26 protein-coding genes and 1 pseudogene are annotated in these 26,366 nt (G+C 74.3%); 10 read left to right on the forward strand and 17 right to left on the reverse strand.

Annotated features, from left to right (window positions below):
* The first annotated feature begins 2 nt into the window (after positions 1-2).
* The 4 genes from AB0O07_RS08590 (at position 3) to AB0O07_RS08605 (ending at position 3,887) form a co-directional block, all read left to right on the forward strand.
* On the forward strand, positions 3-662 hold the full coding sequence (locus AB0O07_RS08590; protein ID WP_365629075.1) for a response regulator transcription factor: 660 nt from the start codon (positions 3-5) through the stop codon (positions 660-662).
* A gap of 208 nt (positions 663-870) precedes the next feature.
* Positions 871-1,758 carry an ABC transporter substrate-binding protein gene (locus tag AB0O07_RS08595; protein WP_365629078.1) on the forward strand — a complete coding sequence of 296 codons (888 nt, stop codon included), beginning with the start codon at positions 871-873 and terminating at the stop codon, positions 1,756-1,758.
* 616 nt (positions 1,759-2,374) lie between these two features.
* Positions 2,375-2,869, forward strand: coding sequence for an NUDIX domain-containing protein (locus AB0O07_RS08600; protein WP_365629081.1), 495 nt, complete (start codon positions 2,375-2,377; stop codon positions 2,867-2,869).
* Between the two features lie 172 nt (positions 2,870-3,041).
* Entirely contained in the window at positions 3,042-3,887 is an 846-nt protein-coding gene (locus tag AB0O07_RS08605; protein WP_365629084.1) for a glycoside hydrolase family 75 protein, read from the forward strand.
* A gap of 104 nt (positions 3,888-3,991) precedes the next feature.
* On the opposite strand, the gene AB0O07_RS08610 is transcribed toward AB0O07_RS08605, so the two are convergent.
* Together AB0O07_RS08610 and AB0O07_RS08615 are read right to left on the reverse strand one after the other, a co-directional pair.
* Positions 3,992-5,518: an amino acid permease gene (locus tag AB0O07_RS08610; protein ID WP_365629086.1), complete on the reverse strand. Its 1,527-nt coding sequence runs from the start codon at positions 5,516-5,518 to the stop codon at positions 3,992-3,994.
* 93 nt (positions 5,519-5,611) lie between these two features.
* On the reverse strand, positions 5,612-6,619 hold the full coding sequence (locus AB0O07_RS08615; RefSeq protein ID WP_365629088.1) for a hypothetical protein: 1,008 nt from the start codon (positions 6,617-6,619) through the stop codon (positions 5,612-5,614).
* Between the two features lie 1,399 nt (positions 6,620-8,018).
* Here AB0O07_RS08615 and AB0O07_RS08620 point away from each other — a divergent pair.
* Positions 8,019-9,770, forward strand: a complete 1,752-nt coding sequence (locus AB0O07_RS08620; protein WP_365629091.1) for a TIGR03767 family metallophosphoesterase — start codon at positions 8,019-8,021, stop codon at positions 9,768-9,770.
* A gap of 42 nt (positions 9,771-9,812) precedes the next feature.
* Here the strand turns inward: AB0O07_RS08620 and AB0O07_RS08625 are convergent, their stop codons facing one another.
* The 5 genes from AB0O07_RS08625 to AB0O07_RS08645 form a co-directional block, all read right to left on the reverse strand.
* The gene (locus AB0O07_RS08625) at positions 9,813-10,391 is read right to left on the reverse strand and encodes a TetR family transcriptional regulator (RefSeq protein WP_365629094.1); all 579 of its coding nucleotides are present in this window, start codon (positions 10,389-10,391) and stop codon (positions 9,813-9,815) included.
* Entirely contained in the window at positions 10,388-11,905 is a 1,518-nt protein-coding gene (locus AB0O07_RS08630) for an MFS transporter (RefSeq protein ID WP_365629097.1), read from the reverse strand. Before AB0O07_RS08630 ends, AB0O07_RS08625 begins: the two co-directional genes overlap by 4 nt.
* A 135-nt stretch (positions 11,906-12,040) precedes the next feature.
* Entirely contained in the window at positions 12,041-13,066 is a 1,026-nt protein-coding gene (locus AB0O07_RS08635; protein ID WP_365629100.1) for an NAD(P)/FAD-dependent oxidoreductase, read from the reverse strand.
* A complete protein-coding gene (locus AB0O07_RS08640) occupies positions 13,063-13,587 on the reverse strand; it encodes an isoprenylcysteine carboxyl methyltransferase family protein (protein WP_365629103.1) in 525 nt (174 codons plus the stop codon). The genes AB0O07_RS08635 and AB0O07_RS08640 overlap by 4 nt, the downstream gene beginning before the upstream one ends.
* Before the next feature lie 24 nt (positions 13,588-13,611).
* The gene (locus AB0O07_RS08645; protein ID WP_365629105.1) at positions 13,612-14,664 is read right to left on the reverse strand and encodes a 3-oxoacyl-[acyl-carrier-protein] synthase III C-terminal domain-containing protein; all 1,053 of its coding nucleotides are present in this window, start codon (positions 14,662-14,664) and stop codon (positions 13,612-13,614) included.
* Between the two features lie 148 nt (positions 14,665-14,812).
* Between AB0O07_RS08645 and AB0O07_RS08650 the strand changes: the two genes are divergently transcribed.
* Positions 14,813-15,736, forward strand: coding sequence for a UbiA family prenyltransferase (locus AB0O07_RS08650; RefSeq protein WP_365629108.1), 924 nt, complete (start codon positions 14,813-14,815; stop codon positions 15,734-15,736).
* Positions 15,737-15,794: 58 nt separating this feature from the next.
* On the opposite strand, the gene AB0O07_RS08655 is transcribed toward AB0O07_RS08650, so the two are convergent.
* Positions 15,795-16,559: a dienelactone hydrolase family protein gene (locus AB0O07_RS08655; RefSeq protein ID WP_365629111.1), complete on the reverse strand. Its 765-nt coding sequence runs from the start codon at positions 16,557-16,559 to the stop codon at positions 15,795-15,797.
* 160 nt (positions 16,560-16,719) lie between these two features.
* On the opposite strand from AB0O07_RS08655, the gene AB0O07_RS08660 reads away from it, so the two are divergent.
* Positions 16,720-17,175 carry a TerB family tellurite resistance protein gene (locus AB0O07_RS08660; RefSeq protein ID WP_365629114.1) on the forward strand — a complete coding sequence of 152 codons (456 nt, stop codon included), beginning with the start codon at positions 16,720-16,722 and terminating at the stop codon, positions 17,173-17,175.
* Positions 17,176-17,252: 77 nt separating this feature from the next.
* Here AB0O07_RS08660 and AB0O07_RS08665 read toward each other — a convergent pair whose 3' ends face one another.
* The 3 genes from AB0O07_RS08665 to AB0O07_RS08675 form a co-directional block, all read right to left on the reverse strand.
* Positions 17,253-18,377 carry an acyltransferase family protein gene (locus AB0O07_RS08665; protein ID WP_365629117.1) on the reverse strand — a complete coding sequence of 375 codons (1,125 nt, stop codon included), beginning with the start codon at positions 18,375-18,377 and terminating at the stop codon, positions 17,253-17,255.
* A 163-nt stretch (positions 18,378-18,540) separates the two neighbouring features.
* Positions 18,541-19,401, reverse strand: coding sequence for an SRPBCC family protein (locus AB0O07_RS08670; protein ID WP_365629120.1), 861 nt, complete (start codon positions 19,399-19,401; stop codon positions 18,541-18,543).
* Positions 19,398-19,715 carry a metalloregulator ArsR/SmtB family transcription factor gene (locus tag AB0O07_RS08675; RefSeq protein ID WP_365629123.1) on the reverse strand — a complete coding sequence of 106 codons (318 nt, stop codon included), beginning with the start codon at positions 19,713-19,715 and terminating at the stop codon, positions 19,398-19,400. The genes AB0O07_RS08670 and AB0O07_RS08675 overlap by 4 nt, the downstream gene beginning before the upstream one ends.
* 326 nt (positions 19,716-20,041) lie before the next feature.
* Between AB0O07_RS08675 and AB0O07_RS08680 the strand changes: the two are divergent.
* Positions 20,042-20,431: pseudogene (locus tag AB0O07_RS08680) on the forward strand (hypothetical protein); the annotation flags it as partial.
* A gap of 338 nt (positions 20,432-20,769) precedes the next feature.
* On the opposite strand, the gene AB0O07_RS08685 reads toward AB0O07_RS08680, so the two are convergent.
* Positions 20,770-21,717: a M56 family metallopeptidase gene (locus tag AB0O07_RS08685; protein ID WP_365629126.1), complete on the reverse strand. Its 948-nt coding sequence runs from the start codon at positions 21,715-21,717 to the stop codon at positions 20,770-20,772.
* Positions 21,714-22,148 (reverse strand): BlaI/MecI/CopY family transcriptional regulator, encoded by a 435-nt coding sequence (locus AB0O07_RS08690; protein WP_365629129.1) that lies wholly within the window; start codon positions 22,146-22,148, stop codon positions 21,714-21,716. The genes AB0O07_RS08685 and AB0O07_RS08690 overlap by 4 nt, the downstream gene beginning before the upstream one ends.
* A gap of 111 nt (positions 22,149-22,259) precedes the next feature.
* Here AB0O07_RS08690 and AB0O07_RS08695 point away from each other — a divergent pair, with 111 nt between their 5' ends.
* Positions 22,260-22,937, forward strand: coding sequence for a phosphatase PAP2 family protein (locus AB0O07_RS08695; RefSeq protein ID WP_365629132.1), 678 nt, complete (start codon positions 22,260-22,262; stop codon positions 22,935-22,937).
* On the opposite strand, the gene AB0O07_RS08700 is transcribed toward AB0O07_RS08695, so the two are convergent.
* A complete protein-coding gene (locus AB0O07_RS08700) occupies positions 22,835-23,323 on the reverse strand; it encodes a GNAT family N-acetyltransferase (RefSeq protein WP_365629135.1) in 489 nt (162 codons plus the stop codon). The genes AB0O07_RS08695 and AB0O07_RS08700 overlap by 103 nt on opposite strands.
* Positions 23,324-23,613: 290 nt before the next feature.
* On the opposite strand from AB0O07_RS08700, the gene AB0O07_RS08705 reads away from it, so the two are divergent.
* Positions 23,614-24,420 carry a YhjD/YihY/BrkB family envelope integrity protein gene (locus AB0O07_RS08705; RefSeq protein ID WP_365630279.1) on the forward strand — a complete coding sequence of 269 codons (807 nt, stop codon included), beginning with the start codon at positions 23,614-23,616 and terminating at the stop codon, positions 24,418-24,420.
* Positions 24,421-24,499: 79 nt separating this feature from the next.
* Here AB0O07_RS08705 and AB0O07_RS08710 read toward each other — a convergent pair whose 3' ends face one another.
* The 3 genes from AB0O07_RS08710 to AB0O07_RS08720 all read right to left on the reverse strand — a co-directional run bounded on the left by AB0O07_RS08710 (position 24,500) and on the right by AB0O07_RS08720 (position 26,249).
* Positions 24,500-24,955: a TerB family tellurite resistance protein gene (locus AB0O07_RS08710; protein WP_365629138.1), complete on the reverse strand. Its 456-nt coding sequence runs from the start codon at positions 24,953-24,955 to the stop codon at positions 24,500-24,502.
* 112 nt (positions 24,956-25,067) lie between these two features.
* Positions 25,068-25,646 carry a TerD family protein gene (locus tag AB0O07_RS08715; protein WP_365629140.1) on the reverse strand — a complete coding sequence of 193 codons (579 nt, stop codon included), beginning with the start codon at positions 25,644-25,646 and terminating at the stop codon, positions 25,068-25,070.
* Between the two features lie 27 nt (positions 25,647-25,673).
* Positions 25,674-26,249 carry a TerD family protein gene (locus AB0O07_RS08720; RefSeq protein WP_365629143.1) on the reverse strand — a complete coding sequence of 192 codons (576 nt, stop codon included), beginning with the start codon at positions 26,247-26,249 and terminating at the stop codon, positions 25,674-25,676.
* Between the last annotated feature and the right edge of the window lie 117 nt (positions 26,250-26,366).

Raw genomic sequence — 26,366 nt, forward strand, 5'->3', positions numbered from 1 at the left:
CCATGGCCGAGGCGACACCGACCCGGATCCTGCTGGCGGACGACCATGCGCTGGTCCGCCGCGGCGTACGGCTGATCCTCGACAACGAACCGGACCTGACCGTCGTCGGCGAGGCCGGGGACGGCGCCGAGGCGATCGAACTGGCCCGCGCCGAACGCCCGGACCTGGTGATCCTCGATATCGCGATGCCCCGTCTCACCGGCCTCCAGGCGGCCCGCGAACTCTCCAGGCTCCAGCCGGAGACGCGCATCCTGATGCTGACCATGTACGACAACGAACAGTATTTCTTCGAGGCGTTGAAGGCCGGGGCGAGCGGCTATGTCCTCAAGTCGGTGGCCGACCGGGATCTGGTGGAGGCGTGCCGGGCGGCCATGCGCGACGAGCCCTTCCTCTACCCGGGCGCGGTGACCGCCCTCATCCGCAACTACCTCGACCGGGTGCGGCAGGGCGACTCCATCCCGGAGAGCGCGATCACCCCCCGGGAGGAGGAGATCCTCAAGCTGGTCGCCGAGGGGCACACCTCCAAGGAGATCGCCGGGCTGCTCCTCATCAGCGCCAAGACGGTGGAGCGCCACCGCGCCAACCTCCTCCAGAAACTGGGGCTGCGCGACCGGCTCGAACTGACCAGATACGCGATCCGGGCCGGTCTCATCGAGCCGTGACCCGTCGGCAGACCGTCGAAGACCCATCGAACCGCAGGCGGAACAGGGCGTCTCGTTTCCGTTCGTCGGTTTCGGTTCCGTGTCACCCGTGCGTGTGGGGAGTCCGGGCGTCCCCTGTTGGGCATGGAGTGGAGGGGGCGCCCGGTACGAACCCGCGTACAGAGGACGCCCAGGACACCGCACCAACAAAAGCGGAACGAGGCGAGGCATGAACCCGGGCACAAGCTGGGAGTTCACGGACGATCGCGGCAGGGTCAGCACGGCGGAGAGCCGCCCGACACGGGTGGTGGCATACATACAGGCGGGCGCCACGCTGTGGGAGCACGGCGTGCGCGCCCTGGGGATCTTCGGCTCCCACCACGACGGCGAGGTCCAGGACCCGGCGAAGGCGGGCGGGCTGCCCCTCGCCGAGGTGCGCTCCTTCGGCGCGGGCAGCGCCTTCGACCCGGCGGCCGTCGAGGCCGCGGACGTGGATCTGGTGGTCGCCGTCGGCTACGGCACCGGACAGGTGTACGGCATCGACCCGGAGGCCGCCAAGCACCTGGAGGAGAAGGTCCCGGTCGTGGTGATCGAGGTGGGCAAGGACCGCTCGCTCGACGCGGTCAGGGAGCGCTTCACGGAGCTGGCGCGGGCGCTGGGCGCCCCGGAGCCGCCCGCGGCGGCCGAGCTGGCGGGCGCACGGGCCCGGCTCGCCGCCCAGGTGGCGGCGCACCCGGGCGCCCGGGTGCTGGCGCTCTCCGCGGCCGGGCCCGACACGGCGTATCTGGCCAGGCCGGACGCGTGGCCGGATCTGCGGGCGCTCGCCGAGGCGGGCGTGGGGCTGGTCGAGCCGGCCGAGGGCGGCGGTGTGGGGTGGCGCACGGCCGGGTGGTCCGAGGCCGCCGCGCTGGCGCCGGACATCGTTCTCGCGGACGTACGGGCCAACGCCGCGCCGCGTGAGGACTTCGCGTCCCACCCCGGCTGGCGCGCGATCGCCGAACGGGCGCGTGTCGTGGAGTGGAACCCGGAGGCCCCGGCGAGCCACCGCGCCCACGCGCGCTTCCTCGACACGGTCACGGAGGCGCTGGGGGCGGCCGGCGTGGCGAACGGCGGATAGCCGGCGGGGCCGAAGGGGCGAAGAGCCCCCCGGGAAAACCCCCCGAAACCCCGGGAAACGGTGGCTTCCACACCGGCGGGGCGAAACGATACAGCGGCGGTACGGCGGCCCGGGGCACCCCCCGTGAGGCCGCCGTACCGGCCGTCTGCGGGCGCGCCGCGCCCACCGATCTGTCCGTACACCGTCACGGCCGTCGCCGTGCAGTAAGAAGGACGCGCCGCACGCCCGGACCCGGCCGGCGCCGGACCACGGATACGCGGCCCGCGCCGCGCGGATGCGCGGATGCGCGGAGCGACAGACCACGGACCACACCGCAGAGCCAGGCACGGAGCACGGAGCACGGAGAGGCTGGAGAGCCACGAGGGACACGGGAGGCGCGTGGGGGGCGACCGGGCGGAGTGGGACGTCCGTACCACTGCCCGGTCCCTCGACCCCGCCGGACACGGCCCTCCCTCCCCCCGTCCGGCCGAACCCTTCATACGATCGGCCCGGAGGCGCCGATCGTGGGACGGGGCGCCCGTCCCCGTACCCGCCAAGCCCTCCCCTCTCCCCGCCGCCGGTCGTCGGCGCGGTGTTCGGATGGCGAGCCGGTTTGCGGCTGCACAGACTTGACGCCATGTCGAACAGGCGGAGCGCCGGCGTGTTGCTGCACCGGGTCACGGACTCCGGTGCGGCCGTGCTGCTCGGGCACATGGGCGGACCGTTCTGGTCCGGCCGCTCCGCCGCCGCCTGGTCGATCCCCAAGGGGGAGTACGAGGCCGACGAGGCCCCCGAGGCCGCGGCGCGCCGGGAGTTCCGGGAGGAGCTGGGGGTGCCGGTGCCCGAGGGCCCCTGGATCCCGCTCGGCTCGGCCCGGCAGCGCGGCGGCAAGACGGTCACCGTCTGGGCCGTGGCGGGGGATCTCGACCCCGCCGATGTGGTGCCCGGCACCTTCACCCTGGAGTGGCCCCGGGGCTCCGGTGTGTTCCGGGACTTCCCCGAGCTGGACCGGGTCGCCTGGTTCCCGCTGGAGCGGGCCGAGGAGCCGCTGGTGGCGGGGCAGCGGGTCTTCCTCGGCCGGCTCCGCGCGTACATAGCCGACGGCCGCCCCGCGCCCCGTACGGACGCCTGAGCCGACCGCTCCCGGCGCGCCGCGCGCACCGCGCTCGCCCGCGCCCGCGCGGGACCCACGCATACGCCCGCGCACGCGCCCGCACCGCGCCGTGGCGCGCTCCTCGCCTCTCCCCCGCCTCTTCCCCCACCCCTGTCGCCCTCCCCGGACATCCAGGAAAGGGAACTTCCCCGTGCACTCACGCACACAGGTCCTCATCACCGCCGGCAGCGCGCTGCTCGCCGCCGCCGTCGTCCCCGTGACCGTGCTGCCCGCCCTCGCCGTCCCCACCGGGCCGCCGCCCGCCGCCGAGGCCACCCCCGGACGCGCGGCCCCCGGGCCCGCCGCCCCCGGCCGTGCGGCGCCCGTACCGTCCGCCGTGCGTCCGCCCGTACGGGAGGACCCGCCCGTTCGGGCAGGCGCGGCCGGGCCGCCGCCCGCCGAGGAGCCGGCCCCGACCGCCGCCGCGCTGCTGGCCCGCGCCGGGGGCGCCGGGTGCAACCAGGTCTCCGACGGGCTGTACCGCACCCGTGACGACACGCCGCCCACCGTCGCGGTCTGCGACGCGAACGGCGCGGTCTTCTTCGACGCCGACATGGACATCGACTGCGACGGAGAGCCCACGGCGCGCTGCAACCGCGCGTCCGACCCGTACTTCCAGGAGCAGACCGCCTTCACCCGGTCCGACGGCCGGTATCTCACCGCGGAGCACCTGCCGTACATCGTCATCCCGATGGCGAGCGGGATCTGGGACCACCGGGCTTCGGGGATCCACGGCGGGTCCGTCGCCGCCGTCATCCACCGGAACACGGTGCAGTACGCGGTCGTCGGGGACATCGGGCCGCCCGGGATCATCGGCGAGGCGTCGCTGGCCACGGCGCGCGGTCTGGGCATCCTGACCGACCCGGCCGGCGGCGGGGTGCCCTCCGGGGTGACGTACATCGTCTTCAAGCACTCCCAGGTCTCCCCGCTGGAGGACCACGAAGCGGCCGTACGACTCGGGACCGAGCTGGCCCGGAAGTTCCTCAGCGAGAACTGACGGGAGAACCCGCGGACCGGAGAGTACGGAGAAGGGGGCGGCGCCCGGGACCAGGTCCTCGGGCGCCGCCCCCTCTCCCCGGTCCGGCCGGGTCCGGTCGCGGGTCAGACGATGCCCTCGGAGATCTCCTCCTGCTCACGGGCGTTCCCGTACGCCTGCGGGGTGCTGTAGCTGCCGCGCGCGATGTACCACCAGACGGTGGCCAGGGCGAGGACCACGGCGAGCGCGATCACCGCGTAGTTCATCGAGTCGACGGTCACCGGGTTGGTCTGCGGCAGGCAGAAGAGCACGGTGACCAGGGCCACCCACACCACGGCGATCCAGCCGACGGGCCTGCTCCAGCGGCCCAGGTTCCAGGGGCCGGGCTCGAAGCGGCCCTTGGCGCGCAGCTTCAGGAAGATCGGGATGGCGTAGGCGGGGGTGATGCCGATCACGTTGATCGCGGTCACCGCGCCGTACGCGGTCTCGGAGTAGAGGGACGGCACGGCGAGCAGGCCGGCGACGAGCACCGAGAGCCAGACCGCGGGCACGGGGGTCTGGGTGCGGCTGCTGACGCGCCGCCAGAGCGCGGAGCCCGGCAGGGCGTTGTCGCGGCTGAAGGCGAAGACCATCCGGCTGGCCGCAGCGACCTCGGCGTTGCCGCAGAAGAGCTGGGCGACGATGACGAGGAGGAGGAGCGCGGTCGCGCCGCTGGTGCCGAGGGCGTCGATGAGGATCTGGGCGGGCGGCACTCCGGTGGGGCTGTTCTGGGCGCCGAGGTAGTCCTGGATGGCGAAGGTGAGGCCGGCCAGCAGCGCGAACCCGGCGATCCAGGAGACCCAGATGGCGCGGACGATGCCGCGCGCGGCCGTGACGGACGCGTTGGAGGTCTCCTCGGAGAGGTGGGCGGAGGCGTCGTAGCCGCAGAACGTGTACTGGGCGAGGAGCAGGCCGATGGCGGCGACGTAGAGCGGGTTCTGCCAGCCGGTGTCGTTGACGAACTCGGTGAAGACGAAGGACGGCGACTGGTGGTGGTCCGGGACGATCGCGAGGGCGCCGACGATGACGGCGACCCCGATCAGGTGCCACCAGACGCTGATGGAGTTGAGGATGCTGACGAGCCGCACGCCGAAGAGGTTGAGGAGGGCGTGGAGCAGGAGGATGCAGAGGAAGATGACGAAGGTCGACCCGGCGGTGGGGGCGAAGCCGAACTGGAGGTGGAGGAAGGCCCCGGTGAAGAGGGCGGCGCCGTAGTCGATGCCGGCGATCGCGCCGAGGAGGCCGAGCAGGTTGAGCCAGCCGGTGTACCAGCCCCACTTGCGTCCGCCGAGCCGGTCGGCCATGTAGTAGAGGGCGCCGGAGGTCGGGTAGGCGCTGGTGACCTCGGCGAGCGCCATGCCGACGCAGAGGACCATGAGCCCGACGCCCGCCCAGCCCCAGAGCATGACGGAGGGGCCGCCGGTGCTCATGCCGAAGCCGTAGAGCGTCATGCAGCCGGAGAGCACGGATATGACGGAGAAGCTGATGGCGAAGTTGCCGAAGCCGCCCATCCGGCGGGCGAGCACGGGCTGGTAGCCCAGCTCGCGCAGCCGCTGTTCTTCGTCCACCGGTGACGGCTCGGTCTTCGACCAGGTCGGTGGGGAAACGGACATGGCACTACCTCCGGGGGAACACACAAAAAAGTGAGGGTGAGGGTGGGGGTGGGGGTGGGGGTGCGGGGAGCGGATGCCGGTACGGAGCCGGGCTCACCCCGGGGGGCCGCCGCGCGCGTCGCCCCGGGCGCCGAGGGAGCGGCCGCGGGCCCGCAGGAAGGTGTCCTCGGCCTCGGCGGCGTCGCCGGGTCTGCGGCTGCGGTAGGACCAGGGCACCGAGACGTAGTACGGGCCGAGCGCCTCGAAGACGCGGGCCGCCTCGCCGAACTGCAGGGCGCCCCAGAGGGCGTGCGCGAGGTGGTTGAGGTCGAGCAGCGAGGCCTCGGCGAGAACGGCGTGGTCGAACCAGAGGTGCAGGGCGCGCAGGGCGTCGCGGGTGGCGTCCTCGGTGACCCAGTGCAGGTCGAGTGCCTTCTCGTGGCCCTTGTCGCGCCGGTAGCGCTCCGCTCTGACGAAGAGCGGCATGGCGTGCAGCGGCGAGCCCTCGGGGGCGGAGGAGGCGGCCCACTGGACGAAGTTGACCGCTTCGGAGAGGGAGCCGTCGGAGCGCCGCGCGTACACGAACTGGAGCATCCGGTGGTACGCCTCGCGGTTGTACGGGTCGCGCTTGTCGGCCTCGGCCAGCAGCGCCCAGGGGCCGGGGAAGAGCATCGGCCCGGGCGGCGGCAGCCGGTGTTCCTCCAGCCGCTGGTCGGTGTCGAGCTGGGCGAGGGCGAGCAGGCAGACCCAGGGCACCGGGTCGGCGGGGGCGAGCCTGGCGGCGTTGCCGCACGCCTCCCACGCCTCCTGCCAGAGTTCCTGGGTGCGCGCGTGTCCTTCGCGGTGCGCCCGGATGGCCCGTTCGACCAGGACCCGGGTGTACATGATGGCCGCGGCCGTGCTGCCGGGCTCCTCGCTCCGCCAGGTCTGTACGGCGTCGGAGCCGGCGGCCACGGCGGCGAGGACCTGGGTGCGCTGGGTCCAGAGCGGCCAGGCACGGGTCCCTTCGAGGAGGTTGCGCATCGCCAGCCAGCGGCCGGTGCGCAGGTCCTGGACGGCGGCGCGGAGCTCGTTGTCGTGGCCCGCGGGGTGGTAGACGGGGCGGAAGTTGTCACTGGCCATCAGAAACGCCCCGTCCGCCGTGCGGGGGTCTCACGGGGGCCTCGGGGGGCTTGCCGAGCCGACGGAAGCACTAGCACCGGCTCTCCGCCCCCGTCCCTGGTGGTCCGGGGAAACGGAAGGGGCGGGCGGCGCCGTGCTGCCAGCCGCCTCTGCTGCGCGGGCGCCCGGACAAGTGGTTGGTCGGCATAGTTCCTCAAGGACGGTGGGGGGTGGTGCGTTACGGCTGGGCATGCGGGGCGATGGGGTGCCATGCCCGCCGGCCGGGCGAGTTGTTCGAACCCTCCTGGCCGCTGCGGCGATCAGTGTAGGGGCCCCGATCCGGCCCTTCGAACACTTTGCTGATCTTTCGCAACTCTCCGTCGATCACCCGCGTTTATGCCCGCCCGCCGGTAACGGGCCCGGCCCGGTGGCGCGGTGGCGTCGCGGCGGGGTCACGTACCGGGAGGAGCCCGGCGGAGCCGGTACGGATCCGTCCGCATCGGGCGGGTCCGGCGCCCCGCTCCCCCGCCCCCCGCTCTGACCTGCACCGCCGTGACCTGCGCCACGTCCGCTCCGGGGTCCGGGCAGGGCCGGGCAGGCGGGTGCCCGGGCGGCGCCCCGCCCGGGCACCCGGCGGGCGGGGCGGGCCCGGTGTCCGCGCGGGGCGAACAGCCCACGCCGCCCCGGCGGAACTGTGACCCAACCGAAACCTGTGGAATACGGAGCGTGTTCGGGCCCGGGGCGCCCGGCGGCCGGCCCCGCTCCGGCGGGTCCGGGGCGGTGCGGTGCCCCCGTACCGGCGCCGACCTGGGCGGACCTGCCGCTCCCCGCGTTGCAGGCGCACACGGTGGCACATGCCAGAGACCCGCGCGCCCCGGGGCGCGGGACGCCGCCGTCCTGACACGCCGTCACGGAACGCCGCGCCGGAGCCGGTGCCGCCACGCGGGCGCGGAGGGCCCGTGCGGACGGGCGGGGAACCGGCGCGGAGAACGGGAAAGCGGGCGCGGACAAGGGGATACGGCGGGGAAGAGGGTGGCCCCACCGGCGAGGGGGTGCGCCGGTGGGGCCCAGAAGGCTCATGCGGCCGAGGGGGAAGGGCCGTGAGCTTGGCTTCGTCAATCCGTGTGCCCGCTCCCGGGCAACGTATGCGTCCCGCGCCGTACAGGTTTTCCCGACCTGCTCCGGCGGGTCACCACGGTACGCCCCTTCCCCGCACGGTGAACGGTGAGTGACCGCTTCCGGTCCGGCGGCCGAGGAGCCGGCGACACCCGGCCGTCACGGTGATCCCTGTGTGGAGATGGGTGTCGGACGTTGGAACGTCGTTCACTCCCAGGCCACGCCCGATGTCAAGCATCACAGTGCGGCCAGGGGCCCGTCCCCGGCGCACACGCCGACGCGCTCGTACTCGGGAGACCGGACCATGACACGCATACGCTCCGCAGTCACCGCCGTCGACCGCCGTTCCTTCCTCGCGGCCACCGGCGCGGCGGGGGTCTCCGCCGGCATCGGGCTGGCCCTCGGCGCGGGCGGCGGCTCCGGCGCGGCAGAGGCCGCGGCCACCTCGGCCGCGGTGCCGGGGCCCCGTACGCCGGGGGTGCCGGCGGACACGGCGGCGCCGGTGCGTGCCCCGGCGGTGCCCGCCCGTACCACGGTGGACACGGTCGCCACCCCGCGCGACACGGCCGTACCGTACCGTCGGCTCGGTGACGGGCCCGGCTGGCGCCGGGTCGTACGGGAACAGCTCGCCGCGCCCCGGGCCGGGCGGGCCGAACGGCGTACCGTTCTCACGTCCTTCGTCCAGCTCACGGACTTGCATCTGGTCGATGTGCAGCACCCGGTGCGCACCGAGTACCTGCGTTCCCAGCAGCTCTCGGGGTGGCGTCCACAGGAGGCTCTGACGGTACCGGGCGCGGTGGCGCTGATCGAGCAGATCAACGCGTTGCGGGGCGGTCCTGTGACCGGGGCGCCGATCTCCTTCGCCGTGACGACCGGCGACAACACGGACAACAACGCGCGGGCGGAGCTGGAGTGGTTCCTCACGGTGATGAACGGGGGCCGGGTCTCCCCCAACACCGGCGACCCGCGCCGCTACGAGGGGGTGCAGAACTCCGGTGAGCGGCTGTTCTGGCACCCGGAGGACGCGCTGCGGGACACCGACAAGCGGCTCGGCTTTCCGCGGGTCGACGGCTTCCTCGCCGCCGCGATCCGCTCCGTCGACAGCCCGGGGCTGCGCATCCCGTGGTACTCGACGGCCGGCAACCACGACGGTCTCGCCTCCGGTGCGATGGCCGACCGGAGCGGCTTCCTGGCGGAGTTCGCGGTCGGCTCGAAGAAGCTGTACGGCATCCCGGAGGCCGAGGCGAAGGAGTTGCTGCGGCTGCTCGGCAAGGGCGGCGACCCGTCCGGTGCCCATCTGATCGACCTGCTGCGCCGTTCGAAGCGGCGGATGCGCACCATCACGCCGGACCCGGCGCGGGCGCCGTTCAGCCCGCGCGACTATCTGAAGGCGCACCTCGATCCGGCGCGCGCCGGGGCGGGCCCGGCGGGGCACGGCTACACGGCGGCCAATCTCGACGGGGACACGCTGTACTACACGTTCCCGATGGGCGGGAACGTCACCGGGATCAGTCTGGACACCACCGACCGGGGCGGGCACTACACGGGCTCCCTCGGCACCGCGCAGTTCGCGTGGCTGAAGCGGCGGCTGAAGGAGCACCGGGACGGGTACGTGGTGGTGTTCAGCCACCACAACAGCTGGACGATGACGAACACCCACCCCGACCCGGCGCACCCGGGCGAGGCGCGGCACAGCGGGGACGAGGTGCTGGCGCTGCTGGCGCGGAGCCCGCAGGTGGTGGCGTGGGTGAACGGGCACAGCCACCGCAACGCGGTCGCGGCGCGCGACGGCTTCTGGGAGATCTCGACGGCCTCGCACATCGACTTCCCGCAGCTCGCCCGGGTGATCGAGATCGCGGACAACAGGGACGGCACGCTCTCGCTCTTCACCACGCTGATCGAGTCGGCGGCGCCGCACCGTACGGACTTCCGGGACCTGTCGCAGACCGGGCTCGCCGCGCTCTACCGGGAGCTCTCGCACAACGCGCCCGGTTCCACGACGGCCCCGGCGGGGAAGTCGACGGACCGCAACACGGAGCTGCTGCTGACCCGCTGAGGCGCGCGCCCCGCCCCGGCCGGGGCGTCGTCCTCCGGGGTGTCAGCCGTCGATCAGGCGCTGGATGGCGGGCCCGTAGAGGTCGCCGAGGGCCTCCGGGGTGGCGCGGGCCACGGCGCCCGTCCGGTTGAGACTCTGGGCGCTGCCCAGGCCCAGGAGCTGGCCGGTGATCAGCTCGGCGCGCAGGTCGCGGTCGCGCCCGGTGAGGAGGGCGGCGAGGCGGCGGGTGATCTGCTGGTCGAAGCGTTCCCGCAGCAGGGTGCGCTCGTCGTCGTCGCCGAGTGAGAAGACCACGCGGAGCAGGAGGTCGCCGCCGTGGTCGCGGCGGTGGCGTACCAGGGTCACCACGAGATGGCGGCCGAGGGCGTCGAGGGGCGCGGCGAAGAGCCGGTCGGCGGCGGGGCCGAAGTCGGCGACCGCGTTGAAGAGCCCTTCCTTGGTGGCGAAGTGCTTGACGATCAGGGAGGCGCTGACCCCCGCGTCGGCGGCGATGGAGCGGAGCGTCACCTCGGCGTACGGCCGGAAGGCGAAGGCCCGGCGGGCGGCGCGCAGGATGGCGTCCCGGCCGGTCACCGGGTCGGTGCCCGCCGGGGCGTCCGCGGGGGCGGCCGGCCCGTTCATGTGCCCTCCGCGAGTTGTCGGGTGCCCTGGGTGCTCGTGCGGTCCCCGCCGAGGTTACCGGGGGCGGTCCCGGCCTGGCGCGGCAGACACAGGGTGACGGCGAGGGCGAGCAGCGCGGCGGTGCCCGCGAGGACGAAGACGAGGAGATAGGCGCCGAGGGTGGGGGCGCGGTGGCCGCCGGCGTCGAAGGTCGTATGGGCGAGTACGGCGGCCACGGCGGCGCTGCAGAAGGCCTGGCCGACCGAGCGCATCAGGGTGTTGAGCCCGTTGGCGGCGGCGGTCTCGCTCACCGGGACGCCCCGCATGACCAGGGCGGGCAGCGCCGAGTAGGCGATGGCGGTGCCGGCGGCGACGACGGTGGCGCCGAGGACGATGGTCCAGAGCGCGTGGCTGGTGAAGAACCGGACGAGGTAGCCGGCGGCGAGGATCGCGGCGGCGAGCGCGAGGGTGGTGCGCGGGCCGTACCTCCGGGAGATCCGCGCGGAGACCGGGGAGAGCGCGACCATGGTGAGGCCGCCGGGGAGCAGGCAGAGGCCGCTGACGACGATGGAGGCGCCGAGGCCGTACCCGGTGGACGTCGGCTCCTGGACCATCTGGGCGGTGGAGAGGGAGTTGGCGTAGAAGGCGAAGCCGATGAGGAGGGCGGCGATGTTGGTGAGCAGCACGGCGGGGCGCGCGGAGACCCGCAGGTCGACCAGGGGCGAGGCGACGCGGAGCTCGTAGCGGCCCCAGAGGAGGGCGATCACCACGGCGAGCGCGAGGAGTCCGAGGGTACGGGCGGAGCCCCACCCCCAGCCGCCGCCCTGGGTGACCGCGAGGAGCAGGCAGACGAGGGCGGCGGAGAGGCCGAGCGCGCCCAGCACGTCGAACCGGCCGTGCGAGCGCCGGGGCGACTCCGGTACGCAGAGCAGGACGAGCACGATGTCGGCCGCCCCGAGCGCGGCGGAGGCCCAGAACATGGTGTGCCAGTCGTAGTGCTCCACGACGAGCGCGGCGACGGGCAGCCCGACGGCGGCGCCGATGCCGAGGGTGGAGCTCATCAGCGCGACGGAGGAGAGCACCCGTTCCGGGGCGAGTTCGTCCCGCATGATGCTGATCCCGAGCGGCAGTACGGCGAGCGCGGCGCCCTGGAGGGCGCGCCCGGCGATCAGCACCCCGATCTGGGAGCTGACGGCGCAGAGCACGGAGCCGGCGGCGAGCACGCCGAGCGAGGCGATCAGGACCCGCCGCTTCCCGTACATGTCCCCGGCCCGCCCGAGTACGGGGGTGCAGATGGCCCCGGTGAGCAGGGTGACGGTGACCAGCCAGCTCGCCGCGGTCGGGGTCGCCCCGGTGAGCGCGGGGACATGCGGCAGCAGCGGCACGACAAGGGTCTGCATGACGGCGACGACGACCCCGCAGAACGCCAGCACGGCGACGAGGAACCGGGGGTGCGGCGCCTCGGCGACGGGTTCTTCGGGGTCGGCAGGGTCGGACGGGGCGGCGGGGCCGGACGGGGGTATCGCTGGGGACATCTCGCTCCGTAGGGGTGGCGGACGGCGGGGGTGCACATGCGTTCACCCCAGGGTAAACGCATGTGCACCCCGCCCGGCGGCCCGGGTGCGGGCAGGGGGTGCCGGACGGTCAGGCCCGCCGGTGTCGCCCGCCGGTCACTGGAGCGCGCGTACCGCCGCCGTGAAGAGCGCCGGGGCGCGGGCCGCCGCCGGGGTCAGAAGGCGGGCGGCGGCCGGGTGGCCGGCGACGGCGAGGAGGCCGGCCGTGAGGAGCCGGTGGCGGCGGGTCAGGGCCCGCCAGCGGCGCTCGTACGTCCCGGGGCGGCCGGAGCGCAGCGCGGTCACCGCCGCCCCGGCCGACAGCAGCGCCAGCGCGATGCCCTCGCCGGTGAGCGCGTCGACATACCCGGCGGCGTCGCCCACCAGGAGGACCCGCCCCGCCGTCCGGCTCCGTACCCGGCGGCGGAGCGGTCCCGCGCCGCGCACCGGTCCGGCGGGGGCGCCGGCGAGCCGGGCGCGCAGGGCGGGGAAGGCGGCGAGATGGTCGTCGTACCCCCGGCGGAGCGTGCTCAGGACGGCGACGCCGACCAGGTCGGGGCCGACCGGCGTGACATACGCCTCGCCGTCCTCGCCCGTCGCCGACCAGTGCACCTCGACGAACTCCGTCCACGGCGCGATCCGGTAGTGGCGGCGCTGCCCGTACCGCCGGGGGCCCCGGCCGGGCAGCTCCAGGCCGAGGCCGCGCCGTACCGGGGAGTGCAGCCCGTCCGCCGCCACCAGCCAGCGTGCCCGGAGCCCCGCGGCCGCCACCCCGTCGGCGCTCTGGCCGACCTCCCCGACCCGGCCCGTGACGGTCCGTACGCCGAGCGCTTCGGCGCGCCGGGCCAGCGCCGTGTGGAGGGCCGTGCGGCGGACGCCGAGGCCGGGGCCCGCGTCGAAGGCGGCCTGCGCGCGGTGCGCGCCGCGCACGTACCGGATGCCGCGCAGGGGGCGGCCCGGCAGGGGGCCGAGGCCGAGCGCGGCCAGCTCCCGTACGCCGGTGGGCAGGACGCCCTCGCCGCACGCCTTGTCGACGGGGGCCGGGCGCGCCTCGACGACCACGGTCTCCAGGCCGGCGAGCGCGGCGCGTACGGCGGTGGCGAGTCCGGCCGGACCGCCGCCGGCCACCAGCAGGTCGATCACGGCGGGGTACCGGGACCGGCGAGACGGAGGGCGCCGTTCTCGCATCGCAGCCGTACGGTCAGCAGCGCCGCGTCGAGCACGGTGAAGGCGAGCGCGGTCACCCAGGCGCCGTGCACCAGGGGCAGCGCGACGCCCTCGGCGGCGACCGCCACGTAGTTGGGGTGGCGCAGCAGCCGGTACGGGCCGCCCGCCACCAGCGGGAGCCCCGGCACGACCAGCACCCGGGTGTTCCAGCGCGGCCCCAGGGTGCGGACGCACCACCAGCGCAGCGCCTGCGCGGCGACCACGACGGCGAGCATCGGCCAGCCGAGCGCGGGCACGAACGGGCGCCCGGCGAGGGTCACTTCGGCGAGGCAGCCGACGAGCAGACCGGTGTGGAGCAGGACCATGGCCGGGTAGTGGCCCCGGCCCCGTTCGACGGCGCCGCGCGCCAGGCTCCAGCGCGTGTTGCGCCGGGCGACGGCGAGTTCGGCGCCGCGCTCGGCGCCGACGGCGAGCACGAGCAGGGTGTACCAGACCATCTCCGGGCCTCCGTTCTCCGGGAACTACCAGCGCAGCAGGACCAGTTCGGAGCAGAACCCGGGCCCCATGGCGAGCAGCAGCCCCGCCGTGCCGGCCGGCGGGGGCCGCAGGGCCAGGGTGTCGCGCAGGACGTGCAGCACGGACGCGGAGGAGAGGTTGCCCACCGCGGCCAGCGAGCGCCAGGTGAGGCCGAGGGCGCCGGGCGGCAGGGCGAGGACCTCCTCGACCGCCTCCAGGACCTTGGGCCCGCCGGGGTGGCAGACCCAGGCGGTGATGTCCTCGCGTACCAGACCGTGGTCGGCGAGGAAGCCGTCCACGTCGTCGGCGAGGTTCTTGCGGACGACCTCGGGGACGCTGGTGTCCAGCACGATCCGGAAGCCGGAGCCGCTGATGTCCCACCCCATCACCCGTTCGGTGTCCGGGTAGAGGTGGCCGCGCGTGGCGACGACGGCGGGTCCGGCGGCCGGGCGGCGCGCGCCGCAGGCGACGACGGCCGCCGCGCCGTCGCCGAAGAGCCCGGAGGCGACCAGATTGGCCGGGGAGGGGTCGTCGCGCTGGAAGGTGAGGGAGCAGAGCTCCACGGAGAGGAGGACGGCGACCTCGTCGGGGTGGCCCAGTAAGTAGTCGTGGAGCCGGGCGATCCCGGCCGCCCCCGCGACACAGCCGAGGCCGAAGACCGGGACCCGCTTGATGTCGGGGCGGAGTCCGAGCCGGCCGACCAGGCGCGCGTCGACGGAGGGCGCGGCGATGCCGGTGACGGAGGTGAACATCAGCAGGTCGACATCGCGCGGCGAGAGCCCCGCGGTGTCCAGGGCGCCCCCGACGGCCTCGGCGCCGAGCGGGACCGCGGCTTCGATGAAGGCGTCGTTGAGCGCGCCGAAGCCGTCGAGGGCCTCGTACTGTTCGAGGGGCAGTGCGGTGTACCGGGTGGTCACCCGGGCGGCGCGGTGCAGCCGGTCGAGGAGCCTGCGGTCTCCCCCGGCGGGCAGACAGCTCCGGGCGACGGCTTCGGTGAGGTCGGCTTGGCGGTGCTGATGCGGAGCCAGAACTCCGTGGACGGCTGCGATCCGAGTCATCTGCGGTCCCGCGAGGTCGGTGGGACGGTGGGGAGGAGCCGGGGGGTGACGTGCCATCCCTGCCCTCGCTCCGCCGCGCCACACGCGAAGTCGCCTGTACGGCCCTCCGCACCGGACGGGGGTGGACGCCGGTGCCTACCATGGCCGGATGACGGAGGAGCCGGCGGACATCGCGCTTCCCGGTCCGCCAGGTCCACCCGGTCCGGCCGGTCCGCTCACCCCGCCCGGCCGGCTCGGCGGGGAGCCGGAACGGCGGTGGGGCGGGCCGGCGGGGGCGCTGCTGAGGGCGTGTCACCCGGGGCCGACGGTGGCGGTGACGCTGCTGGTCGCGGGGCTCGCGATGGCGGCCGGGCAGAACGGGCGGGGTACGGCGCTGGCGACGGCGGCGGTGGTGACGGGGCAGCTCTCGGTCGGCTGGAGCAACGACGCGGTCGACGCGGCGCGGGACGGCGCGGCGGGGCGCGGCGACAAGCCGGTGGCGGGCGGTGCGGTGGGCGCGGGCACCGTACGGGTCGCGGCGCTGGTCGCGCTGGCGCTCTGCGTACCGCTCTCGCTGGGGTACGGGGCGGCGGCGGGGACGGTGCATCTGCTCGGCGTGGCGGCGGGGTGGGCGTACAACCTGGGGCTGAAGGCGACGGTGGTGTCCTGGCTGCCGTACGCGGTCGGGTTCGGCGCGCTGCCCGCCTTTGTGACGCTGGGTCTGCCGGGGCACCCTCCGCCCGTGTGGTGGATGGTGGCCGCCGCGGCGCTGGTGGGGGTCGGGGCGCATCTGGGCGATGTGCTGCCGGACATCGCGGACGACCTGGCGGCGGGGGTGCGCGGCGCGCCCCAGCGGCTGGGCCCGACGGCCGTACGGTGGCTGCTGCCGGCCCCGCTGGTGGCGGCCACGGCCCTGCTCACCCTGGGCCGCCCCGGCCCGGCGGCCGCGCTCGCGCTGACGGCGGCGGTGGGCGCGGCGCTGGCGGGCGCGGTCCTGGGAGCCGCCCGCCCGAAGGCCCCGTTCCTGGCGGCGGTGGCCGTCGCCGCGGTCGACGTGGCCCTCCTGCTGTGGCGGGGCGCGGCACAGGGCTGAGGCGCCGTCACCCCGCCGGGGCGGACCGGGTGGTAGGGGGCGTACGGGGCGGGACGGGTCAGGCGGGGCCGAGGCGGGCGGCGAGGAAGGCCAGGGTGCGGTCCCAGGCGCGGGCGGCCGCCTCGGGGTGGTAGGCGGCGGGGCGACCGTCGTTGAAGAAGGCGTGGCCCGCGCCCTCGTAGACGTGGAAGACCGGGACGATGCCGGACTCCGTCTCGATGGCGGCCCGCAGCGCGTCGAGGCTCGCGACCGGCACGGAGCCGTCCTCCGCGCCGTAGTGGCCGAGGACTTCGGCCCGGAGCCCGGCGAAGTCCGGGAGTCCTTCCCTGATCACCCCGTAGAACGGCACGGCGGCCGAGACCCGGGGGTCCCCGGCGGCGAGGGCGAGCACGAAGCCGCCGCCCATGCAGAAGCCGACGGCGCCGACCGTGGTGCCCTGGGTCTCGGGGCGCTCCAGCAGGTAGCCGACGGCCCCGGAGAGGAGTTCGACACCGCGCGCGGTGGGCACTCCGGTCATCATCCGCAGGGCCTCGTCGGCGTCGTGCGCGACCTCGCCGCCGTAGAGGTCGGGGGCGAGCGCGACATACCCCGCCCGGGCGAGCCGGTCGGCGATGTCCTTGATGTGGGCGGTCAGCCCCCACCACTCCTGGATGACGATGACGCCGGGGCCCTCCCCGGCGGGCGGTACGGCGAGATAGCCGTACGCGGTGGTCCCGGCGCTGGGGAAGGTCACGTTCTGCGGGCCCGTCCCGCTCGCCCCGCTCACCCCGCTCGCTCCGGTCGGCGCTGACGGGGTGGACGGCTCGGTCGGCTCGGTCGTCATGTGCGGTGCTCCCGGTGGGGTGCGCGGTCGGTGGCGGTACGCACCCTACGCCCGACGGGGCGGCGGGAAAGGCGCGGACGCGTCTCCCGGTACGGGCACGCCGGGGGCGTCCCGCGCGTTGTCGGTGTCGTAGGTGTGACATCCGAGGAGAGATGAGCGAATGGCCCTCTGGGACCGGTTCAAGGAATCCGCTGCGACGATGCAGACGCAGCTCAATGCGAAGAAGAATGATCTGAAGAGCGGCGCTTTCCGTGACGCGAGTATGGCCATGTGTGCTCTGGTGGCGGCGGCGGACGGGTCGATCGACGCGTCGGAGCGTCAGCGGGTGGCCTCGCTGATCATGACCAACGACGTGCTCCAGAACTTCCCCGCCGAGGATCTTCAGGCCCGCTTCAACGACTACTGCCAGAAGCTCACCGCCGACTTCGACTTCGGCAAGGTCGCCGTCCTCCAGACCATCGGCAAGGTCGCCAAGAAGCCCACCGAGGCCCGCGCCGTCATCCAGATCGGCATCGTCATCGGCGGCGCCGACGGCGACTTCGACAAGACGGAGCAGGGTGTGGTGCGGGAGGCGTGCTTCGCGCTCGGCCTGCCGCCGCACGAGTTCGACCTCTGATACGGCTCCGATCCGCGTGACGCGGGGTGGTGACCGGGTCCTCCGGTCACCACCCCGCGCCTTTACGCCTTACGCGCTCACGCCCGTGCGCCGGTTCTCCCGGGTGGTGGCCGGTCCTTCGTGAACGCCCAGGCCATCTCCGGCTCCAGGGCGAACCGGAAGAGCCGCTGGACCGGCCGGGTGCAGAGCAGCGTGACGGCGGCCCCGGCGACGAGGGTGACGAGGACCGCGCCCAGGGGGGTGTGCGGCCACCCCGTGTCGTACCACCCCCAGGTGGACGCCGACTGCGCGAGGAAGCCGTGGAGCAGATAGCCGCAGAGCGTGCCCGCGCCCAGCGCCGTGAACCACGTCCGGCGGCCCGGGACCCAGGCGAAGAAGCACGCGGTCAGCGCGAGCGAGCAGCCGAAGAGCACGAAGGTCATCAGCACCCCGCTCCACCAGGGCGCGCCCAGTTCCTCCGCGCTGTCGCGGTGGAAGAACCAGGCCATGTTCATCCGGGTGACGGCCCAGTACGCGAACGCGACGCTCACCGCGGCGACCGGGACGGCCAGCAGCCGGGCCTCGCGGCACCGTACGAGCTGGAAGTGCTCGGGCCTGAGCCGCAGTCCGAGCACGAAGAACGGCAGGAACTGGAGGACCCGCTGGAGGTCGAGGTCGTCACCGATCTCGGGCGAGGTGGTGGCGAGCGCGGCGATGGCGAGCGCGACCGGGAGGGGCCATCGGACGACCCGCCAGATCGGCGCCGTGATCCGCCAGATGAAGAGGGCCAGCAGGAACCAGGTCAGATACCAGGGGTCGAGCAGGCTGACCGGCATGGACGGGTCGTCGTCGGCCCACCGGTGGAAGAGGCTGTAGGCCACTTCGAAGACGATGTACGGGACGGCGACCCCGGTGAGCAGCCGGCGCACCCGGTCGGGGCGGAAGTCGAAACTCCGGGAGAAGTAGCCGGAGATGATGATGAACGCCGGCATGTGGAAGCTGTAGACGACGATGTAGAGCGCGGAGACCGCGCGGCTGCCGTCCCGCAGCGGCTCCCACGCGTGTCCCATGGCGACCAGGACGATGGCGAGGTACTTCGCGTTGTCGAAGAAGGCGTCGCGCTGTGCGGCGGGGGCGGGCGGAGGCGTGGCGGCCGTGGACGCGCCGGTCCCGGCCTCCTCCGCCCGTGTCCCATCAGCGCGTTCTCCGGTGATCTGGGTCATGTCGCCCCCCGGAGGGAACCAGGGGCGTCGCGTGCGGCTCTGAACACGTTCGTGGAGGAATTTCGCGGAGCAAACATTGCAGGCACCCTAGCGAGCCGCCCCGCCCCCGCTCCAATCGGGCGGAGCAAACCGGAATGAACCGCTCCGCAGTGGTCGGCGGCGGTCAGCTCTCCAGGAGCGCGGCGGCGAGCCGTTCGATCCGGTCCCGCCAGGCGGCGAGCGCGGCACCGGTGTCCCATCCGGCGGGTCCGGTCTGGGTGAGGACGAGCCGGGCGCCGTGGCCGGTGCCCCGGCGCAGCTCCCAGGTGACCGAGGAGTCCTCCCCCACGGCGTAGGTCAGCCCGTGCGGCGCCCGCACCTCGGTGACCGGGCCCGCCGGGGCGCACACGGCGGTGAAGCCCTCCGGGACGGGGAGGCCGGCCACCGGTTCGATACCGTCCGAGAGCACCGCCCAGACCGTCTCGGCGGGCCGGACGAGCTGCCGTTCGAAGCGGACCTCCCGCCCCGCCCCGGCGGCGCCCGCCGCCCCCCGGTCGAGGCCGAACCGGGCGATGTACGCCTCGTGGAGGGCTCCCCCGTCGCGTACGGCCACCGGCGGGGCGCCGGAGAGGAGCCGGTCGAGCGCGCCGACGCAGAGCTGCCAGCCGGAGGCGAAGCTCGCGGCGCCGGGCCGGTCGCCGAAGGTGTGCACGAGGGTGAGGAGCGAGCCCTCGCCGTCCGGGGTGACGGTCCAGCTCAGGTGGTCGGTGCCCCACGTGAAGGCGAAGTGGCGGGGCTCGTCGGCGTCGGTGACGGTGCCGGTCATCACGGGGGTGCCGGGCGCGGCACCGGGGAAGCGGAACTCCATCGCCCCGCCGGGGGCGAGGTCGAGGGTGACCTCGGAGGGGAACCACCGGCCGAGGGAGGCGGGGTCGGTGAGGGCCCGCCAGACCCGTTCCGGGGGGTACGGGAGCCGGTGCTCCATCCGCAGGGCGGTGCGGCCGTCGTCGGTGGTCAGGGTGGCGTCGTGCGGGGTGGTGCTCATGAGGGGTCGTCCTTCGTCGCTTCGAGATGCCGTTCGAGCGCGTCGAACGCGCCGGACCAGAGATGCCGGTAGTGGGCGAGCCAGGCGTCCAGCTCGGCGAGCGGCTCGGGCCGCAGCTCGTACCAGCGGCGCTGGGCCTCCCGGCGGACCCGGACGAGCCCGGCCTCCCGGAGCGCCCGCAGGTGTTTCGAGGTGCCGGGCTGGCTGAGGCCGAGGCGCTCGGTGAGCTGGCCGACCGTGTAGGGCCGCTCCAGCAGCAGGTCGAGGATCTTCCGCCGGTTCGGCTCCGCGAGTACGTCGAACGGTATGGACATGGATCCAACATACCTCATCGGGAATATAACCGGCAACGAATACACGCTCGCCCCCCGACAGGCCCGGACGGCGGCTGGAATCTGTCCGGAACGGCCTGGTGACAACCCGTCAACACACCGCGCATAATTGGAAGTTCGGGCCTTCGGAGCGCAGAAGGGGCATCTCCCTCAGCAGGGGTGAACAGCCCCGCGGAGCCGCCCGGCGCACCACCGCGTACGTCCCCCCATAGCACCACCCGCGCACCACCCCGAGCACCGACCGAGCACCTCCCCAGCACTGCGGCCCTGGCCACCCGGCCCCACAGAACGGCGCAAGGAGAGCGGCCGTGCATGACGAATTCCTCTGCCATGTCACCGCGTACGGAACAGCCGGCGGACAGCGGATCGGCGTCCCGCTCGGCACCTACCGCGCCCCCACACTGGCCCTGGCACTGTGGTGGTTACGGGACCGGGCGACCTGGATCGCGGAGCGACTCGACCCCAGCCCCGAGAACCGGCACTTTCCGGCCGAGGCGCTCGCCCCGGTCGCCCGGGGCGTGCCCGACGTCCCGACGACCCTGCGCGCCTGGCGGGACGACCTGGCGCACCAGGACATGATCGCGGAGCATCTGGCCGCCGGGCGGCTGATCCGGGTGGCCACCCGGGACGACACGACGGAGTACGAACTGCTCGCCGAGTCGGTCGACGCGTTGCGGATGGACCGGGCGCTGCCGGCCCCCGGCGCGCGGGATCTCGCCCCGCCCCGGGCGCCCCACCCGCACCCCGTACCCCTGGCGCCGGCGGGGGCGGAGCCGGAGCCGCTGTGGACCCCGGTCCACCCGGCGGGGTATGCCGGGCCGCCGCACGCGGGGCCGTCGTATCCGGCCTACCCGCACCCGGCGGCGCGTCCGGCGGCCCGGTACGAGGCGGCCCCGCACGAGGCGGCCCCGCACGAGGCGGCCCCACACGAATACAGGGCCGCGTACGGGCCCGGGTACGAGACGCACGGGGCCCTGCCGGGCGACACCCAGCCGCTGGGGCGGCTGCTGGGGTGAGCCGTCCGCCGGCGGGCGCGTCAGGGGCCGGAGGTCTCGCCCTGGGCGCTCTCGATATGGGCGTGCACCTCGCCCGCCGCGCCCAGCGCCGTACCGCCGGAGACCGCCAGGCAGAGCAGGAGCGCGCCCGCGACCAGGCGGCCCGCGCGCGGCCGGGTGGCCCTGGAGTCCCCGGCGCCGAGCAGGGCGGCGACCCGCCGGGGCACCGGGCCGGCGACGGCGGCCAGGGCGGCGCGCGGCCGGTGTGCCACGGGGGCGGGGGCGGACCGGGTGGCGAGGGCGGCGCGGCCGATGGCGCGGGCCGCGAGCCGCCGGTCGCCGACGGCGGTCGCCGCGGCCTCGTCGGCGGTGCGCTCCAGGGCGTAACAGAGGGGTTCGCGGAGCGCCCGCAGGGCGGGATGACAGCGCGCGGCCACCTCCATGGCCTGGAGGTGGAGGTGGTGGCGGCCCCGCAGATGGGCGCGTTCGTGGGCGAAGAGCGCTTCGCGCTCGGCGGGTTCCAGGGCGCGGAGCATCCCGGTGGTGACGACGATCCGGCCGGGGCGGCCGGGGAGCGCGTACGCGTCGGGCCGGGCGTCCCGCAGCACCGCCAGCTCGCCGCCGCCGGGGCCGGCGGCGGCCCTGGCCCGGCGCACCTCGGCGCGGTCGCGGAGAAGCCCGGCGCCGGCCGGCAGGACCAGCCGGAGCAGCGCCCCGGCGGCGGCCAGGGCGAGCCCGACGGTGACCACGGGCGGGCCGATGGTGAGCGGCCGGCCCAGCTCTTCGAGGACGGCGACGGCCGGGAGGTACGAGGCGCCCGGGACGACCAGCAGCGCCAGCGCGGCGGTGGCGCTCGCCGCCAGGACGAGCGCGGTGGCGGTGAGCAGCGCGACGGCGGCGCGCGGGGCGAGCACGGCGGCGGCCCGGCGGGCCGCGGGCACCGCCAGGAAGGGCGTCAGCAGGGGGACGCAGACGAGGAGGAGGATCACGCGCCCTCGCCGTCCAGGAGGGCGCGGAGCACCCGTTCGTCCTCGTCGTCGAGCTGGGAGACGAAGCGGGCCAGGACGGCGCGCCGGTCCTCGTCCTTGGCGAGCTCGGTGTGCATCCGGCGGGCGGTGAGCCCGGGGGCGTCCTCGGTCGGGGTGTACGCGTAGCCGCGCCCGGCCCTGACCCGGGTGACGGTGCCCTTCTCGTAGAGCCGGGTGAGGATCGTGGTGACGGTGGTGCGGGCGAGCGAACCGCCCAGCTCCTCCTGGACCCGGCCGGGGGTGAGCGGCCCGTCGGCGGCCCAGAGCGCCGCCAGCACCCCGGACTCCAGCTCGCCCGGCGGGCGCCGTTCGGGGCCAGGCCCGCCGGTGGAGCCGGTACCGCCCGGGTCGCCGCTCCCGCCCGTACCGCTCCTGCCGCCCGCACCGCCCATGGGAACGCTCCTCCCGCATTCTTCGTCTACAGTTGCGTAGACCGTCTACAGAACTGTAGTCATAGTTGTCCCGCAGGACACCCTGCCCCTCATTATGGGAGCCGCCCCGCCATGAGCCCCGCCAGGACCGTATCCGCGCTCCCCGTCGGCGACCGCTGGTTCGACGACGGCCTGTACACCCGGGTCACCGGACTCGCGCACCGCTCCCCCGGGTGGCTCGACACCGCGGTCTCGCTCTGGTCCCTGTACGGTCTCGCCCTCTTCGCCCTGCTGCTGGCGGCGGCCTGGTGGCGGGCGAGGGCGGAGGACCCGGACAGGGCTGCGCACGCGCTCCTCGCACCGGTGGCGGTGGTGGCGGCGTTCGCGGTCTCCTCGGGGCTGAAGGTGCTGCTGCGCGAGGAGCGGCCCTGCCGGAGCCTCCCCGTGGTCACCGTCGACGCCTGCCCCGCGCTGGGCGACTGGTCGCTGCCGAGCAACCACGCCACGGTGGCGGGCGCCGCCGCCGTGGCGCTCCTCCTCATCGACCGGCGGCTCGCCGCGCTCGCCGTCCCGGCCGCACTGGCGATGGCCGCCTCCCGGATCTGGATCGGCGCGCACTACCCCCATGACGTGGTGCTGGGGCTGGCCGTGGGCGCCGCGGTGTCCTGGGCGGTGATGCGGGCCCTAGGCCCTGTCGGCCTGGCCGCTCAGAGCCTGAGGTGCATGATGTGGAGGCCGACAAAGCCCTCGGTGGGGTGGCGGAACCCCTCGGGGAGGGTGCCGAGGATCTCGAAGCCGAGCGACTCGTAGAGCTTGATGGCGTGGACGTTGGTCTCGACGACCGCGTTGAACTGGATCGCCCGGAACCCGGCGGCGCGGGCCCAGTCGATGGAGTACGTACAGAGGGCACGGCCCACGCCGCGCCCCGCGTGCGCCGGGTCGACCATGTAGCTGGCGCCCGCGATGTGGGAGCCGTTGCCCAGGTGGTTGGCGTTCATCTTGGCCGTGCCCACGACCGTGCCCGTGTCGTCCACCGCCACGACGGAGCGGTGGGGCGGCTGCTGGAGCCAGAGGTCACGGCCCTCGCGCTCGCCGAGCGTGACCGGATAGGTGTAGGTGTCCCCGGCGGCGACGATCTCATGGAAGAACGGCCAGATGGCGGGCCAGTCCTCGGTGGTGGTCTCCCTGATCAGCATGGGGACAGCATGCCCGGCGGGGCTCCGCGCCGGCCACTGCGTTTCGCGGGACGCGGATGGGGACGCCGGCCCCGTACCGGCGCGCCGGTATCCCGGTACCGGCGCGCCGCCGGGGAGCCGTACGGGAGCCATCCGGGGGCCGTCGGGGGGAGGCCCGGCGGCCGGCTCCGGTACCGGGGTAGACACCTGGGGTGAGCCGTCAACGTTTCGGGGCGCAGCGGCGCCGGTGCGCGGGCCTGGGCCGCGGGCTGGCGGCGCAGACGGCGCTCGCCTGGAACCGGGGGCGGGAGATGGAGCTGATGCACCGGGCGATGAGCTTCGCGGCGCTGGGCTTTCTGACCCTGGTGCCGCTGCTGATCCTGGTCGCGGCGGCGGATCCGGCGAGCGGGCCCGGGTTCGCGCGCTGGCTGGGGCAGGGGCTCGGGGTCTCCGCGGCCTCCCAGCAGGAGATCCAGCAGCTCTTCGGCCGGCCGGGGCAGGCGCTCCAGCGGACGACGGCGTTCGGGCTCGCCGCGCTCGCCGCGTTCGGGCTGACGTTCGGGGGCGCCGTACAGACGGGGTACGAGCGGGTGTGGGAGCTGCCCACGGCGCGCTGGCACACGATGTGGCGCCATGTGGTGTGGCTGGCGGTGCTCGTGGTCTTCCTGGTGCTCTTCGTCAACACGCCGGTGACATCGGGGTCGGCCTTCGTCCTGACCCTCGCCACGACCGCCGATCTGATCGGGACGCTGCTCTTCTTCTGGTGGTCCCAGCATGTGCTGCTGGCCGGCCGGGTCCGCTGGCGGGCGCTGCTGCCGGGGGCCGCGGCGACCGCTCTGGGCCTGCTCGGGCTGCGGATCTTCTCGCGCCTGGTCTTCTCGCCGCTGATCGCCTCGAACGCGGTCACGTACGGCCCGTTCGGGACGGTGCTGGTGCTCCAGTCCTGGCTGGTCGGGGTCGGGTTCGTGGTGTACGGCGGCGCGCTGGTGGGCCGGCTCTGGCACGAGCACCGTACCCATGTACGGCTGCGGCGGGCGCTCGCGGCCGCGCCGCCACCGGGGACCGGGACGGACACGGACGCGTCCCCCGCGCCGGGCCCCGGCGCGGAGGACGGCTGACGGCGCCGCCCGGCCCCGGGCCCCGGTCGCGACGCCGCCGGTACCCGGAGCCGGGGCAGAGGCCGCGTCAGCGGCTCGGTCAGAGGTCGAACTCGTGGGGCGCGATGCCCACGGCGAAGCAGGCCTCGCGGACGACGGCGCGCTCGCTGTCGTCGAAGTCGCCGTCGGCGCCGCCGATGACGATGCCGATCTGGATGACGGCGCGGGCCTCGGTGGGCTTCTTGGCGACCTTGCCGATGGTCTGGAGGACGGCAACCTTGCCGAAGTCGAAGTCGGCGGTGAGCTTCTGGCAGTAGTCGTTGAAACGGGCCTGAAGATCCTCGGCGGGGAAGTTCTGGAGCACGTCGTTGGTCATGATCAGCGAGGCCACCCGCTGACGCTCCGACGCGTCGATCGACCCGTCCGCCGCCGCCACCAGAGCACACATGGCCATACTCGCGTCACGGAAAGCGCCGCTCTTCAGATCATTCTTCTTCGCATTGAGCTGCGTCTGCATCGAAGACGCGGAATCCTTGATGCGGTCCCACAGGGCCACGTGGCTTCTCCTGGTCGTTCAGTCGGTTGATCGGTCGGGCAGTCGGTTGATCGGTCGGGACGGCGGAGGTCCGGCCGGGCCGGCGAGCCCGGCCCGGCCGGCTCCGCCGGTGTCACAGATGCGGGGCGACGGCCGGCATCAGGTCCTGGAAGGTGCGCCCCTCGGCGGGGGTGCCGATGGCGGCCATCTGCCAGCCGCCGCCGGAGCGGTACACCTTGGCCATGATCTGGGCGGTGTGGCCACCGCCGCCGGTGAGCGTGTAGCGGGCCAGTTCCTGGCCGTTGGTCTCGTCGACCAGCCGGCAGAAGGCGTTCTCGACCTCTTCGAAGGTCTGTCCGGTGAAGGAGTTCACCGTGAAGACGATCTGGTCGACATGGACGGGGACCCGCTGGAGGTCCACGACGATCGACTCGTCGTCGCCGCCCTCGCCCGCGCCGCCGACCCGGTTGTCGCCGGTGTGCTGCACGGAGCCGTCGTCGCTGGTGAGGTGCTGGAAGAAGACGACGTCCACGGCCTCCTTGCCGGCGAAGAGCAGCGCCGAGGCGTCGAGGTCGATCTCCTGGGCGGTGAACCGGGCGAAGAACCCCTTCTTGGCGGCCTGCCAGCCGAGTCCCATCCGGACGACGGTGAGTTCACCCCCGCCGGACTTGGTCAGGCTGATCTGCTGGCCCTTGGCAAGGTTGACACTCATCTTCACTCCTGGTGGTCGGAGGCCTGGTCAGACGTTGACGCCGTAGTCGGAGGCGATCCCGGCGAGGCCGGAGGCGTACCCCTGGCCGATGGCGCGGAACTTCCACTCGCCGCCGTTGCGGTAGAGCTCGCCGAAGACCATCGCGGTCTCGGTCGAGGCGTCCTCGCTCAGGTCGTAGCGGGCGAGTTCGGCGCCGCCCGCCTGGTTGACGACGCGGATGTACGCGTTGCGGACCTGGCCGAAGCTCTGGCCGCGGGCCTCGGCGTCATGGATCGACACCGGGAAGACGATCTTCGCGACCTCGGCGGGCACGGCGGCGAGGTCGACCTTGACGGTCTCGTCGTCGCCGTCGCCCTCACCGGTCAGGTTGTCGCCGGTGTGTTCGACGGAACCATCCGGGCTGCGCAGGTTGTTGTAGAAGACGAAGTGCTGGTCGGAGACGACCTTCCCGGCGGCGTCGCAGAGCAGGGCGCTGGCGTCCAGGTCGTGGTCGGCCCCGGTGGTCGTGCGCACGTCCCAGCCGAGCGCGACCAGAACGGCGGAGAGACCGGGGGCCTCCTTGCTCAGCGAGACGTTGCCGCCCTTGGCGAGGCTCACACCCATGTTGCTTCCTTTCGTCCGTGCGGTACCGGGCTCACAAATCTACAACACTGTAGAAATGAGCCGCTGGTTAGGATGCCCCGGCGCCAGGGCGGCTGGGGCGGCAGTGTGGGAGGAGGC

The organism is Streptomyces sp. NPDC093085, assembly GCF_040683935.1.
Taxonomy (GTDB): domain Bacteria; phylum Actinomycetota; class Actinomycetes; order Streptomycetales; family Streptomycetaceae; genus Streptomyces.

Coding starts and splice junctions, on each gene's coding strand:
- AB0O07_RS08715 (WP_365629140.1), bottom strand. CDS start 25,646: ATGAGTGTCAACCTTGCCAAGGGCCAGCAGATCAGCCTGACCAAGTCC.
- AB0O07_RS08595 (WP_365629078.1), top strand. CDS start 871: ATGAACCCGGGCACAAGCTGGGAGTTCACGGACGATCGCGGCAGGGTC.
- AB0O07_RS08670 (WP_365629120.1), bottom strand. CDS start 19,401: ATGAGCACCACCCCGCACGACGCCACCCTGACCACCGACGACGGCCGC.
- AB0O07_RS08655 (WP_365629111.1), bottom strand. CDS start 16,559: ATGACGACCGAGCCGACCGAGCCGTCCACCCCGTCAGCGCCGACCGGA.
- AB0O07_RS08650 (WP_365629108.1), top strand. CDS start 14,813: ATGACGGAGGAGCCGGCGGACATCGCGCTTCCCGGTCCGCCAGGTCCA.
- AB0O07_RS08610 (WP_365629086.1), bottom strand. CDS start 5,518: ATGTCCGTTTCCCCACCGACCTGGTCGAAGACCGAGCCGTCACCGGTG.
- AB0O07_RS08690 (WP_365629129.1), bottom strand. CDS start 22,148: ATGGGCGGTGCGGGCGGCAGGAGCGGTACGGGCGGGAGCGGCGACCCG.
- AB0O07_RS08645 (WP_365629105.1), bottom strand. CDS start 14,664: ATGACTCGGATCGCAGCCGTCCACGGAGTTCTGGCTCCGCATCAGCAC.
- AB0O07_RS08695 (WP_365629132.1), top strand. CDS start 22,260: ATGAGCCCCGCCAGGACCGTATCCGCGCTCCCCGTCGGCGACCGCTGG.
- AB0O07_RS08675 (WP_365629123.1), bottom strand. CDS start 19,715: ATGTCCATACCGTTCGACGTACTCGCGGAGCCGAACCGGCGGAAGATC.
- AB0O07_RS08665 (WP_365629117.1), bottom strand. CDS start 18,377: ATGACCCAGATCACCGGAGAACGCGCTGATGGGACACGGGCGGAGGAG.
- AB0O07_RS08720 (WP_365629143.1), bottom strand. CDS start 26,249: ATGGGTGTGAGCCTCGCCAAGGGCGGCAACGTCTCGCTGAGCAAGGAG.
- AB0O07_RS08630 (WP_365629097.1), bottom strand. CDS start 11,905: ATGTCCCCAGCGATACCCCCGTCCGGCCCCGCCGCCCCGTCCGACCCT.
- AB0O07_RS08640 (WP_365629103.1), bottom strand. CDS start 13,587: ATGGTCTGGTACACCCTGCTCGTGCTCGCCGTCGGCGCCGAGCGCGGC.
- AB0O07_RS08625 (WP_365629094.1), bottom strand. CDS start 10,391: ATGAACGGGCCGGCCGCCCCCGCGGACGCCCCGGCGGGCACCGACCCG.
- AB0O07_RS08705 (WP_365630279.1), top strand. CDS start 23,614: ATGGAGCTGATGCACCGGGCGATGAGCTTCGCGGCGCTGGGCTTTCTG.
- AB0O07_RS08700 (WP_365629135.1), bottom strand. CDS start 23,323: ATGCTGATCAGGGAGACCACCACCGAGGACTGGCCCGCCATCTGGCCG.
- AB0O07_RS08615 (WP_365629088.1), bottom strand. CDS start 6,619: ATGGCCAGTGACAACTTCCGCCCCGTCTACCACCCCGCGGGCCACGAC.
- AB0O07_RS08620 (WP_365629091.1), top strand. CDS start 8,019: ATGACACGCATACGCTCCGCAGTCACCGCCGTCGACCGCCGTTCCTTC.
- AB0O07_RS08590 (WP_365629075.1), top strand. CDS start 3: ATGGCCGAGGCGACACCGACCCGGATCCTGCTGGCGGACGACCATGCG.
- AB0O07_RS08660 (WP_365629114.1), top strand. CDS start 16,720: ATGGCCCTCTGGGACCGGTTCAAGGAATCCGCTGCGACGATGCAGACG.
- AB0O07_RS08600 (WP_365629081.1), top strand. CDS start 2,375: ATGTCGAACAGGCGGAGCGCCGGCGTGTTGCTGCACCGGGTCACGGAC.